15 protein-coding genes are annotated in these 16,576 nt (G+C 60.6%); 8 read left to right on the top strand and 7 right to left on the bottom strand.

The annotated features are described in order from the left end of the window. Positions 1-105: 105 nt before the first annotated feature. A complete protein-coding gene (locus tag LSG25_RS12090; protein WP_232741182.1) occupies positions 106-489 on the bottom strand; it encodes a DUF4148 domain-containing protein in 384 nt (127 codons plus the stop codon). Positions 490-691: 202 nt separating this feature from the next. Here LSG25_RS12090 and LSG25_RS12085 point away from each other — a divergent pair, with 202 nt between their 5' ends. Beyond that, on the top strand, positions 692-1,612 hold the full coding sequence (locus tag LSG25_RS12085) for a LysR family transcriptional regulator (protein WP_232741181.1): 921 nt from the start codon (positions 692-694) through the stop codon (positions 1,610-1,612). A gap of 53 nt (positions 1,613-1,665) precedes the next feature. On the opposite strand, the gene proB is transcribed toward LSG25_RS12085, so the two are convergent. The 6 genes from proB to LSG25_RS12055 all read right to left on the bottom strand — a co-directional run bounded on the left by proB (position 1,666) and on the right by LSG25_RS12055 (position 7,169). After that, positions 1,666-2,847, bottom strand: coding sequence for a glutamate 5-kinase (gene proB / locus LSG25_RS12080; protein ID WP_232741180.1), 1,182 nt, complete (start codon positions 2,845-2,847; stop codon positions 1,666-1,668). Between the two features lie 37 nt (positions 2,848-2,884). After that, on the bottom strand, positions 2,885-4,033 hold the full coding sequence (obgE, locus tag LSG25_RS12075; RefSeq protein WP_232741179.1) for a GTPase ObgE: 1,149 nt from the start codon (positions 4,031-4,033) through the stop codon (positions 2,885-2,887). Positions 4,034-4,184: 151 nt separating this feature from the next. After that, positions 4,185-4,445: a 50S ribosomal protein L27 gene (gene rpmA, locus LSG25_RS12070; protein ID WP_232741178.1), complete on the bottom strand. Its 261-nt coding sequence runs from the start codon at positions 4,443-4,445 to the stop codon at positions 4,185-4,187. 37 nt (positions 4,446-4,482) lie between these two features. Further along, positions 4,483-4,794: a 50S ribosomal protein L21 gene (gene rplU / locus LSG25_RS12065; RefSeq protein ID WP_232744667.1), complete on the bottom strand. Its 312-nt coding sequence runs from the start codon at positions 4,792-4,794 to the stop codon at positions 4,483-4,485. Positions 4,795-4,890: 96 nt separating this feature from the next. Next, the gene (gene argJ, locus LSG25_RS12060; RefSeq protein WP_232741177.1) at positions 4,891-6,117 is read right to left on the bottom strand and encodes a bifunctional glutamate N-acetyltransferase/amino-acid acetyltransferase ArgJ; all 1,227 of its coding nucleotides are present in this window, start codon (positions 6,115-6,117) and stop codon (positions 4,891-4,893) included. A 539-nt stretch (positions 6,118-6,656) separates the two neighbouring features. Beyond that, complete coding sequence (locus LSG25_RS12055) at positions 6,657-7,169, bottom strand: MarR family winged helix-turn-helix transcriptional regulator (RefSeq protein WP_370635862.1); 513 nt, start codon at positions 7,167-7,169, stop codon at positions 6,657-6,659. Positions 7,170-7,583: 414 nt separating this feature from the next. Between LSG25_RS12055 and LSG25_RS12050 the strand changes: the two genes are divergently transcribed. The 7 genes from LSG25_RS12050 to LSG25_RS12020 all read left to right on the top strand — a co-directional run bounded on the left by LSG25_RS12050 (position 7,584) and on the right by LSG25_RS12020 (position 16,203). Next, complete coding sequence (locus LSG25_RS12050) at positions 7,584-8,666, top strand: M14 family metallopeptidase (RefSeq protein ID WP_232741176.1); 1,083 nt, start codon at positions 7,584-7,586, stop codon at positions 8,664-8,666. A 213-nt stretch (positions 8,667-8,879) separates the two neighbouring features. After that, positions 8,880-11,219 carry a bifunctional salicylyl-CoA 5-hydroxylase/oxidoreductase gene (locus LSG25_RS12045; protein ID WP_232741175.1) on the top strand — a complete coding sequence of 780 codons (2,340 nt, stop codon included), beginning with the start codon at positions 8,880-8,882 and terminating at the stop codon, positions 11,217-11,219. Then, a complete protein-coding gene (locus LSG25_RS12040) occupies positions 11,216-12,004 on the top strand; it encodes an SDR family NAD(P)-dependent oxidoreductase (RefSeq protein WP_232741174.1) in 789 nt (262 codons plus the stop codon). The genes LSG25_RS12045 and LSG25_RS12040 overlap by 4 nt, the downstream gene beginning before the upstream one ends. 29 nt (positions 12,005-12,033) lie before the next feature. Further along, a complete protein-coding gene (locus LSG25_RS12035) occupies positions 12,034-12,885 on the top strand; it encodes an enoyl-CoA hydratase family protein (protein ID WP_232741173.1) in 852 nt (283 codons plus the stop codon). Continuing rightward, complete coding sequence (locus tag LSG25_RS12030) at positions 12,886-14,058, top strand: acyl-CoA dehydrogenase family protein (protein WP_232741172.1); 1,173 nt, start codon at positions 12,886-12,888, stop codon at positions 14,056-14,058. It begins immediately after the preceding gene. Between the two features lie 63 nt (positions 14,059-14,121). Beyond that, positions 14,122-15,768: an AMP-binding protein gene (locus LSG25_RS12025; protein WP_232741171.1), complete on the top strand. Its 1,647-nt coding sequence runs from the start codon at positions 14,122-14,124 to the stop codon at positions 15,766-15,768. Positions 15,769-15,792: 24 nt separating this feature from the next. Beyond that, positions 15,793-16,203 (top strand): RidA family protein, encoded by a 411-nt coding sequence (locus LSG25_RS12020; protein WP_232741170.1) that lies wholly within the window; start codon positions 15,793-15,795, stop codon positions 16,201-16,203. Positions 16,204-16,576: the final 373 nt, after the last annotated feature.

Here is a 16,576-nt window from a genome sequence, read left to right as displayed (position 1 = left end):
CATGTGGCCACACGTTTTCCGGGAACTCCAGTGACTGCAGTTCCCGGAAAACGTGTGTGTGTGTTCAATAGGGCGATTTGCCGGTTGATACGGCTCGATGCCCACTTAGAACGTGGTTTGAGGCAATTGGCCCGCTGCGGCCAACTGAGCGTACTCGGCTTCTACTGCGGCGCGAGTCGTGCTGCTGGCATTGGTTTGAGCGGCAAGCGGAGGATAATCCGATTCGCCGGTGCTGACTTGGCCGGCTGCCTCGGCAACCACCAATTCAGACTCCACTTGAGCGCGCGTCTTGGCGCCGGCATTGGCTTGAACGACAGCGGGATAATCCGCTTCACCAGTGCTCAACAGACCTTCGGCACGAGCTTGCTGCAGTTCGGCGACGACTTGCGCACGGGTTTTGGACACAGGCGCATCAGCCGAGGTGGCAGCTTGCGCGGCACCGGCGATCAGGGAAGCGGAAATCATTAGTACACTTGCAAAGGCTTTCATATAAAACTCCATCACTAATCAAAAAATCGAAGGCTTTTTGTTGCCCCGCTTGCGGGATGCAAGCTGTAATCGATGGATGAAGTGTGTGCTTTTTTTGATTAGGTATAAACCCTAATTATTGCAAATATATTTCCATTCATGGAATAATAAAGGGTGTATGCTAGGAAATTGAAAAAAACTATCACTGTTTTTGGAATAAACAATGGACACATCGCTGGATGACATCGCACTGTTTGTCGAGGTAGCCAAGCGCAAGAGTTTCAGCCGCGCCGCCGAGGCCCTGGAAATGCCGGTTTCGACCTTGTCCCGGCGTATCAATGAGCTGGAACGCATAATTGCCGTGCGCCTGCTCAACCGCAGTACCCGGAAGATCGAGCTGACCGAAGCCGGCAGCGTCTATTTCGAGCGCTGTCAGCACATAGTTGCCGAGGCGCGCATCGCTCATGAACAGTTGCTGGAAGTGGCCCAGCAGCCCAAAGGCCGTTTGCGCATATCCATGCCGACCAGCTTCTCCGTGAGTTTCATGCCGGCCATATTGCGGGGTTTCTGTGAGCTTTATCCCGATATCGAGTGTGAAATCGACCTGGGCATCAGCCCTATCGATTTATTGGCCGATTCGTTCGATATCGTATTTCGTTTTGGCGCTCAACCCGATTCCGGCGTGATTTCACGCCGCATCTCCAACGTGGCTGTGTGTCTTTATGCTTCCAGCGCCTATCTGGCCCGTCATGGAACGCCGGCGGTGCCCGCCGATCTGGCTCAGCACCAATGCCTGCGCTCCAGTGCGGGGAGGGAAGGGTCCACCTGGGTATTGACCTCGGGCTCGAAAGTCGAGGAAGTCACGGTATCTGGACGGCTGGCCATCAATAACATCGGCATGCTGCAGCGCATGACTACGCAAGGCATGGGTATTGCTCCATTGCCCAATCACTGTTCCGTTGCGACGGACCTGGCGGAACGCTTGCAGCGGGTGCTGCCCGAGTGGGAGTTCAAGCCTATTCCGCTGATGGCCCTGTTCCCTTCGCGCATGATGCCGGTCAAGGTGCGTGCGTTCATCGAGTATTTGCAAGCCCGCCTGGCGGAACTGCCGTCGCAGGAAAAACGCCCGCTGAAGCTGGCCTGACGCGGGCCACCCGCAAGCTATTCCGCGGGCGGGCGACGAGCGGGCCGTCTGGCTCAGTCGGGTTGGGCCGCCTGATTTGCGCCCGCGCGCAGGGCCGGCCGGGCAAATACCATGTTGTCGCGATGCATGAGTTCCTGGTCGGACATGCTGCCCAGAATATCGGGAATGCGGCTGCTGGGCTGGCGCATGATGCGGCGCGTGTCGTTGGCCGAATAATTGATCAGGCCGCGGCCGCATTCGACGCCATGCTGGTCGACGCAAGCCACTACGTCGCCGCGTTCGAATTCGCCCTCTACCGCAACCACACCTATGGATAGCAGGCTTTTATGATCTTGCGTGACGGCTCGCACGGCGCCGGCATCAAGCGTGACACGCCCGCGCAGTCGCAAATGATTGGCCAGCCAGCGCTTGCGCGCCGAGCGCACCGGCAGGATGGCCCGCAGTTCGCTGCCTATGCGCTCGCCCTGGGCCAGGCGGATGAGCACATTGGGCTCGCGTCCGGAGGCGATGATGGTATGGCCGCCGCTATTGGCGGCACGCTTGGCGGCCAGCACTTTGGTGAGCATGCCGCCCGTGCCGATGCCGCTGCCGGCGCCTCCGGCCATGGCTTCAAGAGCCGGATCTCCGGCCTGGGCCACCGAAATGAATTCGGCATCGGGGTTTTTGCGCGGATCGGAGCGGTACAGGCCGCGTTGATCGGTCAGGATGATCAGGGCATCGGCTTCGATCAGGTTGGTGACCAGCGCACCGAGCGTGTCGTTGTCGCCCAGCCGAATTTCGTCGGTGACCACCGTGTCGTTTTCATTGACGATAGGCACGACACCGAGCGACAGCAGGGTATAGAGGGTGGTGCGTGCATTCAGATAGCGGCGGCGGTCCGCCAGGTCTTCATGGGTCAGCAGAATTTGCGCGGTGCGGATGCCGTGTTTGGCGAATGCCACCTCGTAGGCCTGGATGAGGCCCATTTGGCCTACCGCGGCGGCGGCCTGCAGTTCGTGCATGGTGTGCGGGCGTTTGGTCCAGCCCAGGCGCGCCATGCCTTCGGCAATTGCGCCGCTGGATACCAGTACCATCTGCCGGCCCTGCGCATGCAGAGAGGCAATCTGGGCCGCCCATTCGGCAACCGCTACAAGGTCTATCCCCTTGCCTTCGTTGGTAACGAGCGAGGAGCCTACTTTGGCTACAAGGCGCTTGGCCTTGGCAATGGTGGATGAGGCAGTATTGGCGGCAGACATGGTCGGAACAGCGGACTTGGGGTAGGAGACGATACCACTAGTTTCTAAAGCGCGGGTCTTCCGGGACGGGCGGCGGCGCCGGCTCGGCATCGCCACGGCTCGCATCGAAGCGCGGGTCTTCGGCAACGAAAGTGCCGTCGGCCTGATCCTGAGCGATGTGCATCCTGGCGCGTTCGGCATCCAGCCAGTCCTGCAGTTGCCAGATGAGTTCCTGGGTGCCGTCGCCGGTGAGCGCGGAAATAGTGAAGACCGGGCCGGTCCAGTCCAGGGCTTCGCAGAAGCGCCGCTTGGCGTCGTCGGGATCGGCAACCATATCGAGCTTGTTCAGGACCAGCCAGCGGGGCTTGGCGTACAGGTCCGGATCGTAAAGGCGCAGTTCTTCGACTATGGCGCGAGCGTTGGCAACCGCCTGTTCGATGGGATCGTTTTCCAGGTCGGGCGAGGATATGTCGACCAGGTGCAGGAGTACCCGGGTACGCGTCAGGTGCCGCAAAAACAGATGCCCGAGGCCGGCCCCTTCGGAGGCGCCTTCGATCAGCCCCGGTATATCGGCCACGACAAAGCTGCGCGACGGCGAGGTGCGCACTACACCCAGGTTGGGATGCAGCGTGGTAAAGGGGTAGTCGGCGATTTTGGGCCGCGCATTGGAAATTTTGGTGATGAGGGTCGATTTGCCGGCATTGGGCAAGCCGAGCAAGCCCACATCGGCCAGTATCTTGAGTTCGAGGCGCAGTTTGCGCTGTTCGCCTTCTTTGCCTGGTGTGAACTGGCGCGGGGCGCGGTTGACGCTGGACTTGAAGTGGAGGTTGCCCATGCCGCCTTCACCGCCGGCCGCAAGAGTGACTTGCTGCTTGTGGTGATCGAGGTCGAACAACTGTTCGCCGGTTTCGGCGTCCTGAATGATCGTGCCCACCGGTACGCGCAGCACGATATCGGGTGCGGCGGCGCCGTATTGATCGGAGCCTCGGCCGTTTTCGCCGTTTTTGCCGCGATGCAGGCGCGCATAGCGAAAATCGATCAGGGTATTGATATTGCGATCGGCAACCGCATAGATGCTGCCGCCTCGCCCGCCGTCGCCGCCGTCGGGCCCCCCCTTGGGGATGAATTTTTCGCGGCGAAAGCTCGCGGCGCCATTGCCGCCTTTGCCGGCGATGACTTCGATGGTGGCTTCGTCTACGAATTTCATGATGATGGGTTCTATGTGTAAGGGTGCAAGTCGGGCGATGGAAATGGCCGGCATGCGGGCTTGCGCATACAGTTGCCAAGCCTGACTATTCTAAAACAAAAAGCCCTGCCTTCACGGCAGGGCCTTGGCTGACAAGCTGGCTGGCTGAGTATTACTCGGCTACCACCACGGATACCGTGGGCTTGTTCAGGGCGCCTTTGACGGCAAACTTCACTTTGCCTTCGACCAGCGAGTACAAAGTATGATCTTTGCCCATGCCGACATTGGTGCCGGGGTGGAAACGGGTGCCGCGCTGACGCACGATGATCGCACCGGCCGAAATAAGCTGGCCACCGTACATTTTGACGCCGAGCCGCTTCGATTCCGAGTCGCGACCGTTATGCGTAGAGCCGCCGCCTTTTTTATGTGCCATGTTTAGCTCCTGCTATACAAAACCGTTGAATCGAACATCAGGCCGTAACGGCGTCGATGCGAAGTTCGGTGTAGTTCTGACGATGACCTTGACGCTTCTGATAGTGCTTGCGACGGCGCATCTTGAAGATCTTGACCTTGTCGTGGCGGCCTTGCGCAAGAACGGTTGCTGTGACCACGGCCCCGGAAACCAAAGGCGTACCAATTTTCAATTGATCGCCTTCGCCAACCGATAATACCTGGTCTAGCGTAATTTCTTGCCCAATGTCTGCCGGTATCTGTTCTATCTTGAGTTTTTGACCTGCAGCAACACGATACTGTTTGCCGCCGGTTTTTATGACCGCGTACATGTGGGAAATACCTCGAAAAATATCCTTTGGCAAAATGCCAAGCTCTACATAATAACGTGATTTTGTTTTTGAAGTCAAGGTGTTGCGGGTTTTGCCCTAGGATCTGTAGTCTGCGTTGATGCTTACATACTCGTGCGAAAAGTCGCAGGTGTACACCGTGTCGGACACATTACCCCGGCCCAGCGCGATGCGCACCAGGATTTCCGGCTCTTTCATGATGCGTTGTCCGTCGGCCTCCTGGTAGTCGGGGTGGCGCCCCCCCTGGCTGGCCACCAGTACGTCGCCCAGCCAGAGATTGATCTTGTTCACGTCCAGGTCGGCGATGCCGGCGTAGCCGATGGCCGCGAGGATCCGCCCGAGATTGGGGTCGGATGCATAGAACGCGGTTTTGACCAGCGGCGACTGGGCCACGGAATAGGCCACTTTCAGCGCTTCCTCGCTGGTCCCTGCTTGTTCGACCCGGATGGTCATGAATTTGGTGGCTCCCTCGGCGTCGCGCACGATTTTCTGCGCCAGTTCGGCGGCGGCTTCCGCCAGGGCTTCGTAAATGGCTGGGTAGAGAGGGTCGGAGTCCGACTCGATCTGCAGGCCCGCCTGTCCGCTTGCCATGATAATGAAGGAGTCGTTGGTCGAGGTGTCGCCGTCGACGGTGATGCGGTTGAAGGAGCGGTTGGCAATGGCGGCGGCGGCGGTTTTGAGCAGCGCCGGGGCTATGCCGGCATCGGTTGCCAGGTAGCCCAGCATGGTGGCCATATTGGGGCGGATCATGCCGGCGCCCTTGCTGATTCCCGTGATCGTAATGGTTTTGCCGCCGATATTCAGGCGGCGGGAAACGATTTTTGGCTGTGTGTCGGTCGTCATGATGCTGTGCGCGGCTGCGTACCAGTTGCCCGAGCTCAGGCTGGCGATGGCCTGCGGCAGGGCCGCGGTCAGGCGGTCGACGGGCAGCGGCTCGAGAATCACGCCGGTTGAAAAGGGCAGGATTTGTTCGGGCTGGATGTGCAGCAGCCCGGCGAGCGCGGCGCAGGTCTGGCGGGCGGCCTGAAGGCCGCTCTGGCCCGTGCCGGCGTTGGCGTTGCCGGTATTGATGACCAGCGCGCCTATGCCTTTGGCGGCGGCAAGGTGGCTTTCGCAGACTTGTACGGGGGCGGCGCGAAAGCGGTTTTGAGTGAAAACACCGGCAACGGACGTGCCCGGCGCCAGGCGGAACAGGGTCAGGTCGCGTCGATTCGCCTTGCGTATGCCGGCTTCGGCTATGCCGATTTCAATTCCCGCAACGGGGAAGATGTCGGATTCGGGCGGGATGTACAGGTTGACGGCCATGGCGGTTTACTCGACGGTAGGAGGGCGTGAAAGTTTCAATCCGGCTGAAACGCCGGTTGCGGTATTTTATGGGACGGCGGTTCAGGGCTTGCCTTGCGACAGAATAGCTTTGTCTGGCGACAGGGAAGCGAAAATTTTAACAGCGCTTGTTTGTTTTATGGGGGGGCGCTTGTGGGTTCGTTATGGATGCGTAGGCGTGGGGTTCTTGTGGCTGGCTGTTTTCTGCGTTCTTAAGACGCGGGGGTGGCGGCCCAGGCGGGGTGGGGCTCGCATCGTCCGGTCCTGGCTTTGCCAGGACTGCCCGCGGCCGCGGCGGACTCAAGCTCGCCCACCCCGCCACCCCCGCTCGCATCTAGGTTTTTGGGCGATCACAGGCCTATGTTTTTTGGGCGATCACGGGCCTGCGTTTTTTGAATGGTCACGGGCTTGCGTTTTTTGCACGATCATGGGCCAGCGCGGCTATAAGGGGATTGTACGGACACTTTGCGCGGCGGCTTGTGCTGCCTATACGACGACGGCTCGCCGCTATAACCTTGAGTTCAAGGGCGGCTGGAGCGTCGCGGCTGGGTCAGCAACTTGAGCTCGCCCAGGGCTTCGAACAGGGCTTTGCCGCTCTTTTCCGACAGGCCGCCCAACAGGTCCTGGATCCATTGCTCGTGCGACTGGGCCATTTTCTTGAATGTCCGCTTGCCTTTGACCGTCAGTTTGATGAGAGAGCTGCGGCGATCGGTGGCGACCTTGATGCGCTCGACCAAACCTTCTTTTTCAAGCTGGTCGGTAATGCCGGTGATGTTGCCGTTGGTCACCATCATATGCCTGGAAAGTTCGCTCATTTTCATGCCCGATGGTGCGCGCAGCAGTTGTGCCATCAGATCGAAGCGCGGCAGGGTGGTTTCGAATTCGATGCGCAGGCGGGTGCGAATTTCGCTTTCGATCAGGTTGCAGCAGGTCAGCAGGCGCAGCCATAGCCGCAAGTCGTGATGATCTTCGGGAATAGTGCGGCTTTCCAGGTCGGGTATGAGTTCCAGGTCGGTTTCGTGAGTGTTGCCCATGACTTTTATCGAGAAGGCCGGAACTGCCGTGTGACGGTGTGTCCGGGTACAGACGAATTCAACACCGCCGGGGCGCAAGCCGTCTGGCAGTGCGCCCGCGCCGGCACCATTGAGTGCTGGAGCAAACGGGACATGCCCCGCGGGCATGAGCGCAATTGCTGGTTGCCCGCCATGCGGGATGCCCATAATATGGACGGCCATGCCTGCATGCGGCAGTGAAACATACTTGAATTTACACTGTTTCAATCAATACAGTTTAAATTATAAATACGAATACTATTTAACCCTAAACCATAAAAGTGCTTGCCGGTGTTGCGTCATGCCCCGTGCGGATGGGTCAAGGCCTGTCCCCGCAGGCGCGGCCGGCAGTCGGCTTTGGCCGGATTTATTGCGCCGGCCTTTCCAGGAGTGCATATGCTTGAAAAATTCTTTGCCGCGTCCTATGCCGAGGCCAAAGCCATTTTCATGGCCACGGCAGAGGAAAAGGAGTTCGATCTGCAGACTTTCATCAATCCGGTCGGCCTGGGTATCGACGGTGAGGTCCTGTCGATCGATGTTGCGTATTCGGGGCCGGCCGACGCGCCGGCCATGCTGGTGCTGACTTCGGGCACTCATGGCGCCGAAGGGTATTGCGGTTCGGGCTGCCAGGTCGCGCTGATGAACGACGCCGCCCTGTTGCGTAAGGCGCGTGAGGCCGGAATCGGCGTGCTGCTGGTGCATGCCCTGAATCCTTACGGCTTTTCATACGGGCATCGTACCAACGAAGAAAACATTGATTTGAATCGCAATTTCTGCGACTTTACGGCGGCCTTGCCGGAAAATCCCCATTACGATGCCCTGCATCCTTATCTGATCCCCGCAAGCTGGCCTCCAGGTGAAGATAACGCACGGGCCATTCAGGAGTTTATTCTCACCCGGGGCGAGCAGGCCTACCGCGACGGCATGATGCAAGGCCAGTATACGCACGCCGACGGCCTGTTTTACGGCGGCCGCGCGGCCTCGTGGAGCAACCGCAGCTTGCGCGAAATCTTCCGGCAGTATGGGCGGCCGCGCAACCGTATTGCCTGGATCGACTATCACACGGGCCTGGGGCCATACGGCCATGCGGAAAAAATCTTTGTGCAGGCCGATGGCCCCGATTACCAGCGTGCCCGGGAATGGTGGGGTCGCGACGTCGTGGCCATTTTCGATTCCGATTCGAGCACGGTGGATGTCCGGGGAACCCTGGTGCAGGCCATGCTCGAAGAGTGCGCCGCCGTGCCGGAATTGACGTTCCTGGCGCTGGAATACGGTACCGCGCCCCTGGACGAGGTGTTCACGGCTTTGCGCGCAGATCGCTGGTTGGCCAACAGGCCCGATGTGGATCCAACTCGCCGCCACGCACTGAAAGCCGCTCACCGGGCCGCTTTTTACCCTGAGAACGACGACTGGAAAGGGGCTGTCATAGGCCAGTCGCGAGCAACGCTGCTGCAAACTATTTATGGTTTGAGTGCATGATTCTGAAGAGAAAGCGGGCGGCATATGCTATGTGCCGCCTGTCGTGCCCGCGGAGTCGCCGCGGCGCATGTGCCGCCGCGGTTGAAAAATAGTGCTTGCCGGCTCTTTTTTTTGGCTATATAGTTTAAGCTTAAAGTATATGGCATCGGAATCAGGGCAGCACCAGTGGCCCGATGGCTTGTCGACAGGTAGGGCGTTCGTTCGGAGAAGATCTTGAAAATCGTATGCATAGGCGGAGGCCCGGCAGGCCTGTATTTTGGCTTGCTCATGAAGCTCAGCGATTCCACGCATGAAGTGACGGTGGTCGAACGCAATCGTCCGTACGATACGTTTGGCTGGGGCGTGGTGTTTTCCGACGCCACGCTCGAAAACCTGAAAGAAGCCGATCCCGTTTCCGCCAGGCAGATCAGCGCCGCTTTCAATCATTGGGACGACATCGAGATCCATTACAAGGACCGCAGCATACGTAGCGGCGGCCATGGCTTTATCGGAATAGGGCGCAAGAAGCTGCTCAATATTTTGCAGGCCCGCTGCGAAGAGCTCGATGTCAAGCTGGTATTCGAAACCGATGTGTCCGATGACCAGGCCCTGGCCGAAAAATATCAAGCCGATCTGGTAGTGGCTTCCGACGGCTTGAACAGCCGCGTGCGCACTCGCTATGCCGATACGTTTCAGCCGGATATCGATACCCGCCAGTGCCGTTTCGTATGGCTGGGAACCAAGAAAACCTTCGACGCGTTCACCTTTGCCTTTGTGCAGACCGAGCACGGCTGGTTTCAGGCCCATGCCTATCAGTTCGAGGCGGGGATGTCGACATTCATCGTGGAAACCCTGGACGAAACCTGGAAAGCGTCCGGCCTCGAGGCCATGAGCCAGGAAGAGGGTATTGCCTATTGCGAAAAACTGTTCGCCCCGTGGCTTGACGGCAATGCCCTGGTTTCCAATGCGACGCACCTGCGCGGGTCGGCGATCTGGATCCGCTTTCCGCGGGTAATCTGCAACACCTGGGTGCACGAGCAGGCCTTGTCCGATGGCCGGCGCGTGCCTATTGTTCTGATGGGCGATGCCGCGCATACCGCGCATTTTTCGATAGGCTCGGGAACGAAACTGGCGCTGGAAGACGCCATCGAATTGAATCGTTCCATTCTCGAACACAATAACGATCTGGAACAAGGCTTGCGCCATTATCAGGACGTACGCAGTATCGAGGTCCTGAAAATCCAGAACGCGGCGCGCAATTCCACCGAATGGTTCGAAAATGTGCGGCGCTATGCCAATTTCGAGCCCGAGCAGTTCGCCTATTCCTTGCTGACGCGGTCGCAACGGATTTCGCACGAAAACCTGCGATTGCGCGATACCGCGTGGATCGAAAGCTACGAACGCTGGATGGCGGGCAAGGCCGGCGCCGCGCCGCAGGGCGAGCAGTCGATCCCACCCATGCATATGCCTTATACGGCACGCGGCATGACCTTGAAGAATCGCGTCGTTGTGTCGCCCATGGCCATGTATTCGAGCGTTGACGGCGTTCCGGGCGATTTTCATCTGGTGCACCTGGGCGCGCGCGCCATGGGCGGGGCCGGGATGGTCATGGTCGAAATGACATGTGTGTCTCCGGAAGCGCGCATCACCCCAGGGTGCCCGGGGCTTTGGAACGATGGCCAAATGCATGCCTTCAGGCGCATTACCGATTTCGTGCACCAGAACACCAGTGCCAAGATCGGCATGCAACTGGGCCACGCGGGGCGCAAAGGGTCGACGCGGGTCAGTTGGGAAGGTACCGACATGCCTTTGCCCTCCGGCAATTGGCCTCTGGTGTCGGCTTCGCCCATTCCCTATATCGACGGCGTGTCACAGGTGCCGCAAGAAATGACGCGCCGGCAAATGGATACGGTGCGCGACGAATTCGTCGCGGCCGCCCGCCGTGCGCAGCAGGCCGGTTTCGATTGGCTGGAGCTGCATTGCGCGCACGGTTATCTGCTGTCCAGCTTTATTTCGCCGCTGACGAATCAGCGCGGCGATGAATACGGCGGCACTCTCGAAAATCGCCTGCGCTACCCGCTGGAAGTATTCCGGGCGGTGCGGGACGTTTGGCCGCAGCACCTGCCCATGTCGGTGCGCATATCGGCGCACGATTGGGTCGAGGGCGGTATTACGGCCGACGATGCGATCGACATCGCGCGCCAGTTCAAGGCGGCGGGCGCCGACATGGTGGACTGTTCGTCCGGGCAGGTCAGCAAGGAGGAAAAGCCGGTTTACGGGCGCATGTATCAAACTCCGTTCTCCGACCGGGTGCGCAACGAGGCCGGCGTGCCGACGATTGCCGTGGGGGCGATTTTCGAAGCCGATCACGTCAACAGCATCATTGCATCGGGCCGCGCGGATTTATGCGCCCTGGCCCGTCCGCATCTGGCCGACGCGGCCTGGACCTTGCGTGAGTCGGCGCGCATAGGCTTTGTCGATGTGGCCTGGCCCAAACAATATTTCCCGGCCAAGCGCCAGCTTGAAACCAATTTTGAACGGGCGGCCGCTTATGCGCAGCCGGTGGGAAAATGAGCCTTAACCATTCGCTCGACAAGCGCCATGCGCTGGTAACCGGCGCTTCGCGCGGCATAGGCTATGCCGTGGCGCGGCAATTGCTGGAGCAGGGAGCATGCGTCACGCTCATGGGGCGAGGCGAAGCTGCGCTCAAACAGGCGGCCGCCAGCCTTGCCGTTCATGGCGAAGTGAATTTTGCCAGCGGCGATATTGCCCGGCAGTCCGATGTGCATCAGGCCTTTGCCGCGGCCAAGGCACGTTTCGGCCCGATCGATATTCTGGTGAATAACGCGGGGCAGGCCGTCAGCCAGCGCTTCGATCGCCTGGATGAGGCGGCATGGCAGCAAATGCTGGCCGTGAACCTGACCGGCACTTTCCACTGCATGCAGGCAGCCCTGCCGGATATGCTGGAACGGCAATGGGGGCGCATTGTGAATGTGGCCAGCACCGCCGGCCTGGTCGGTTACGCCTATGTAAGCGCCTATTGCGCCGCCAAGCACGGCGTCATCGGGCTGACTCGCGCGCTGGCGCTCGAAACCGCAAGAAAGGGCGTGACAGTCAATGCGGTGTGCCCGGGCTACACCGAAACCGATATTGTGCGGGAAGCGGTTGCGAATATCACTGAAAAAACCGGCATGAATGCCGAGCAGGCCCGGGGGAAGCTGGCGGAGCGCAATCCCCAGGGCAGGCTCGTGCAACCGGACGAGGTCGCCGAAGCGGTGCTGTGGCTGTGCCAGCCCGGCTCGGCGGCCGTCAATGGACAATCCATCCCCATCGACGGGGGAGAGGTGATGGCGGGTTAGCGCCCGCTGTCTGAAAAAGGAGAATCTGCATGGAACAGGCAGTACATACAATGACCCACCACAAACGCCCTTATGCCGGCTATCGGGCAAAGAACTTCCTGTGGGAGGCGTCCGCCGACGGCAAGGTGGCAACCATTACCCTGAATCGTCCGGAGCGCAAGAATCCCCTGACGTTCGATTCCTATGCCGAGTTGCGCGATTTGTTTCGCGGCCTGGTTTATGCCGGCGATATCAAAACCATCGTTATCGCCGGGGCGGGTGGAAATTTCTGCTCGGGCGGGGATGTGCATGAAATCATAGGGCCCCTGACCACCATGACCATGCCCGAGTTGCTCGATTTCACGCGCATGACAGGCGATCTGGTCAAGGCAATGCGCGGCTGCCCCCAGCCCATCGTGGCCGCCGTCGATGGCATTTGCGCCGGCGCCGGCGCCATGGTGGCCCTGGCTTCCGATATGCGCATCGGTACGCCGCAGGCACGCACGGCGTTCCTGTTCACGCGCGTCGGCCTGGCGGGTGCGGACATGGGGGCGTGCTCCCTGTTGCCGCGCATGATAGGCCAGGGCCGGGCATCGGAATTGTTGTATACCGGCCGGGCGATGACGGCAGATGAAGGTTTGAGCTGGGGGTTTTTCAATAGCCTGCAGGCCTCCGGCGCGGTGCTCGGCACCGCCCAGGCGCTGGCGCGTCAGTTGGCCGACGGCCCCACGTTCGCGCATGGCGTCACCAAGAAATTGCTGCATCAGGAATGGGCGATGGGCGTCGACGAGGCCATCGAGGCCGAGGCCGAGGCCCAGGCCATTTGTATGCAGACCCGTGATTTTCGCCGTGCCTACGATGCTTTCGTCGCCAAGCAAAAACCTGTGTTCGAAGGTGATTGAATGAACGACACCAGTTGGCTGGAATGGCCTTTTTTCGATGAACGGCATCAGGAGCTGGCCCGGCAGCTTGAAGCCTGGTGCAACAGCACCCTGGCGCATGTGGACCATAGCGATACCGATGCGGCATGTCGCCGCCTGGTGGGCGAGCTGGGTGCCGCGGGATGGTTGCGCGTAGGCGTTCCGCAGGGGCCCGACGGCAGTTGGGGGGGGCGCTGGCCGGCGATCGATTCGCGCGCCTTGTGCATCGTGCGCGAAACCCTGGCGCGCCACGATGGGCTGGCCGACTTTGCCTTTGCCATGCAAGGACTGGGCAGCGGCGCTATTTCCATAGCGGGCAGCGATGCACTGCGATTGGCCTATTTGCCCAGAGTGGCCGGCGGTCAGGCGATAGCGGCTTTTGCCCTGTCCGAACCGGAAGCCGGCTCCGATGTGGCGGCCATGGCGTGCGAGGCGCGGCTGGACGGCGATGCCTACGTCCTGAACGGACAGAAAACCTGGATTTCGAACGGCGGAATTGCCGATTTCTATTGTGTTTTCGCTCGCACCGGCGAAGCCCCCGGCGCGCGTGGTATTACCGCGTTTGTGGTCGATGCGGACGCGCCGGGCCTGACTGTCTCGGAGCGTATCGAAGTCATTGCCCCTCACCCCTTGGCAACGCTGCGGTTCGACGAGTGCCGGGTTCCCGTTTCGCATCGGCTGGGCGATCCCGGGCAGGGTTTCAAGATTGCGATGATGACTCTGGACATCTTTCGCGCCTCGGTGGCCGCGGCCGCTCTGGGCTTTGCGCGCCGGGCCTTGCAAGAGGCGCTGGCGCGCGCCAGGTCGCGCCCCATGTTCGGCCAGATGCTGGGTGACTTGCAATTGACCCAGGCGGCACTGGGCGATATGGCCACGGAAATCGATGCCGCCGCCTTGCTGACGTACCGGGCCGCCTGGATGCGCGACGTCAAGGGAGTCCGCACCACCCGCGAGGCGGCCATGGCAAAGATGGCGGCGACCGAGTCGGCCCAACGCGTCATCGACCGGGCCTTGCAGATGTTTGGCGGAGCCGGTGTGGTGAGCGGCATGCCGGTTGAAAAACTGTACCGCGAAATTCGCGCCTTGCGCATCTACGAGGGCGCGACTGAAGTGCAAAAACTGATTATTGCGCGCGAGCTGCTCAAAGACGGCTAGGACGCAGAGCCCGCGCCGCAAGCTGGAAGCGGGCGGCGCAGCCGGGACAACAAGGAGACGGACATGGAAGTATCGGCATACCAAGACACCTTTGCGCGGGATCATCTGCCACCTCTGGATCAGTGGCCGGAACTGCTTCTCGACGGCAACCCCGACGTGGCCTATCCGGCGCGCCTGAATTGCGCGGTGGAGCTGGTCGATGCGATCGTGGGCCAGGGCCGGGGCGACCGGATCGCCCTGCGCTGGCGCGAGGGCGGGGAACACCGCAGCATGAGCTACCTCGAACTCATGGCCCTGACCAACCGGATCGCCCGGGTGCTGACCGAAGACATGCAATTGCAGGCGGGCAACCGGGTCTTGTTGCGCGGCCCCAATAATGTGATGATGGCCGCCTCCTGGCTGGCCGCCGTGAAGGCGGGCCTGGTTACGGTGCCGACCATGCCCCTGCTGCGAGCCTCGGAGCTCAAGCCGATTATTCAAAAGGCTCAAGTACAGGCGGTCTTGTGCGATGTGCGCCTGGCCGACGAGATCGAGCATTGCCTGGATGCCAGGCATCCCGATTTTTGTCCCGAAATCAGGCAGGTGCGCTATTTCAATGATCCTGGCGCGGAGGGGCTGGAAGCGCTTGCCGCGGCCAAGCCGGAGACTTACGCGGCCTGCGATGCCGCCATCGACGACGTATGCCTGATTGCCTTCACCAGCGGTACAACCGGCAAGCCCAAGGGTTGCATGCACTTCCATCGCGATGTGCTGGCGATGTGCGATACCTTTTCCCGGCACACCTTGCAGATGGATGCCGCCGACATAGTCTGCGGCACGCCTCCTTTGGCGTTCACCTTCGGATTGGGCGGCTTGCTGTGTTTTCCGCTGCGGGTCGGCGCGTCCGTTGTGCTGACCGAGCGGCTTACTCCTGACGAGATGCTGGCAACGGTGCAGGATTTCGGTGTCACCATGACTTTTACGGCGCCTACGTTTTACCGCCAGATGGCAGTCCTGGTGTCCAAATACGATCTGTCGACGCTGAAAAAGACCGTATCGGCGGGGGAAGCCTTGCCCGACGCCACGCGGCAGCTCTGGAAAGAGGCCAGCGGAATCGAAATGATCGATGGCATAGGAGGCACCGAGATGATCCATGTATATGTGTCGAGCGCGGGCGCCGAGGTGCGCCGCGGCTCTATCGGCAAAGTCGTGCCGGGCTATGTGGCGCAGGTGGTCGATCAGGACTTCAAGCCGGTCGCGCCGGGCGTCGTGGGCCGTCTGGCCGTCAAGGGGCCGACCGGCTGCCGCTATTTGAGCGATGAGCGCCAGGGCGTCTTTGTGCAGCAGGGCTGGAACCTGCCCGGCGATACCTTCAGCATGGATGAGGACGGCTACCTGTTTTACCAGGCCCGCAACGACGACATGATTATCTCGGCCGGCTACAACATCGCCGGCCCCGAGGTCGAGGGAGCCCTGTTGCGGCACGAGGCGGTTGCCGAGTGTGGGGTAGTGGGCGTCCCCGATGCGGACCGCGGCAATGTCGTGACCGCCTATGTGGTGCTCAAGCCCGGCTTCAGCCACGATGCTGCCATGGTCAAAACCTTGCAGGAACACGTCAAATCGGTAATCGCGCCCTATAAGTATCCGCGTGCCATTGAGTTTGTCGACAGCCTGCCGCGCACCGAAACCGGCAAGCTGCAGCGTTTCATGCTGCGTAAGAAATCATCATGATCAGAGTCTTATAAGGAAAATGGAATGAATACTTTGCAACCTCCCGACTGGTTGGCTCCGCGCGGCTACGCCAATGGCATCATGGCGGAAATGGTGGTGGGCAGCCGCCTGCTGTTTGTCGGTGGCCAGATTGGCTGGAATGGCCAGCAGGAGTTCGAGACCGACGACTTCGCCGAGCAGGTGGGCCAGGCATTGAGAAACATCGTGGCCGTTCTCAAAGAAGGCGGCGCAGGCCCGGAGCACATCGCCAGGATGACCTGGTACGTATGCGATAAAAATGAATATGTAGCAGCCTTGCGCGAAGTTGGCCGCCATTACCGCGAGGTGATTGGCCGCCATTACCCCGCCATGACCGCCGTTGAAGTGGGCGACCTGGTCGAAGACCGGGCCCGCGTGGAAATCGAAGTCACCGCCGTCGTGCCGCCCACCGCTTGATCCCTACGAACTGTCCGCGCGACCCCCTGATTGCCGCGTTGACTCATGCCCATAACTCATAGCCGCGCTGGCCCATGATCGTGCAAAAAACGCAAGCCCGTGACCATTCAAAAACCGCAGGCCCGTGATCGCCCAAAAAACATAGGCCTGTGATCGCCCAAAAACCTAGATGCGAGCGGGGGTGGCGGCCCAGGCGGGGTGGGCGAGCTTGAGTCCGCCGCGGCCGCAGCCTGGATCGGGATGCAAGGGCGCGGTTGTCTGAGCGTCAAGGGTGTCCACAGCCCGGGGGGCTGTGGACGACGCGAGTTCCGCGACCGCCCGATCCAGGCTGCGGCCGCGGGCAGTCCTGGCAAAGCCAGGACCGGACGATGCG

The organism is Paralcaligenes sp. KSB-10 (assembly GCF_021266465.1).
Lineage (GTDB): Bacteria > Pseudomonadota > Gammaproteobacteria > Burkholderiales > Burkholderiaceae_B.
This window is presented reverse-complemented; position numbering and strand designations above follow the sequence as displayed.

Coding starts and splice junctions, on each gene's coding strand:
- LSG25_RS12090 (WP_232741182.1), bottom strand. CDS start 489: ATGAAAGCCTTTGCAAGTGTACTAATGATTTCCGCTTCCCTGATCGCC.
- LSG25_RS12085 (WP_232741181.1), top strand. CDS start 692: ATGGACACATCGCTGGATGACATCGCACTGTTTGTCGAGGTAGCCAAG.
- proB (WP_232741180.1), bottom strand. CDS start 2,847: ATGTCTGCCGCCAATACTGCCTCATCCACCATTGCCAAGGCCAAGCGC.
- obgE (WP_232741179.1), bottom strand. CDS start 4,033: ATGAAATTCGTAGACGAAGCCACCATCGAAGTCATCGCCGGCAAAGGC.
- rpmA (WP_232741178.1), bottom strand. CDS start 4,445: ATGGCACATAAAAAAGGCGGCGGCTCTACGCATAACGGTCGCGACTCG.
- rplU (WP_232744667.1), bottom strand. CDS start 4,794: ATGTACGCGGTCATAAAAACCGGCGGCAAACAGTATCGTGTTGCTGCA.
- argJ (WP_232741177.1), bottom strand. CDS start 6,117: ATGGCCGTCAACCTGTACATCCCGCCCGAATCCGACATCTTCCCCGTT.
- LSG25_RS12055 (WP_370635862.1), bottom strand. CDS start 7,169: ATGGGCAACACTCACGAAACCGACCTGGAACTCATACCCGACCTGGAA.
- LSG25_RS12050 (WP_232741176.1), top strand. CDS start 7,584: ATGCTTGAAAAATTCTTTGCCGCGTCCTATGCCGAGGCCAAAGCCATT.
- LSG25_RS12040 (WP_232741174.1), top strand. CDS start 11,216: ATGAGCCTTAACCATTCGCTCGACAAGCGCCATGCGCTGGTAACCGGC.
- LSG25_RS12035 (WP_232741173.1), top strand. CDS start 12,034: ATGGAACAGGCAGTACATACAATGACCCACCACAAACGCCCTTATGCC.
- LSG25_RS12030 (WP_232741172.1), top strand. CDS start 12,886: ATGAACGACACCAGTTGGCTGGAATGGCCTTTTTTCGATGAACGGCAT.
- LSG25_RS12025 (WP_232741171.1), top strand. CDS start 14,122: ATGGAAGTATCGGCATACCAAGACACCTTTGCGCGGGATCATCTGCCA.
- LSG25_RS12020 (WP_232741170.1), top strand. CDS start 15,793: ATGAATACTTTGCAACCTCCCGACTGGTTGGCTCCGCGCGGCTACGCC.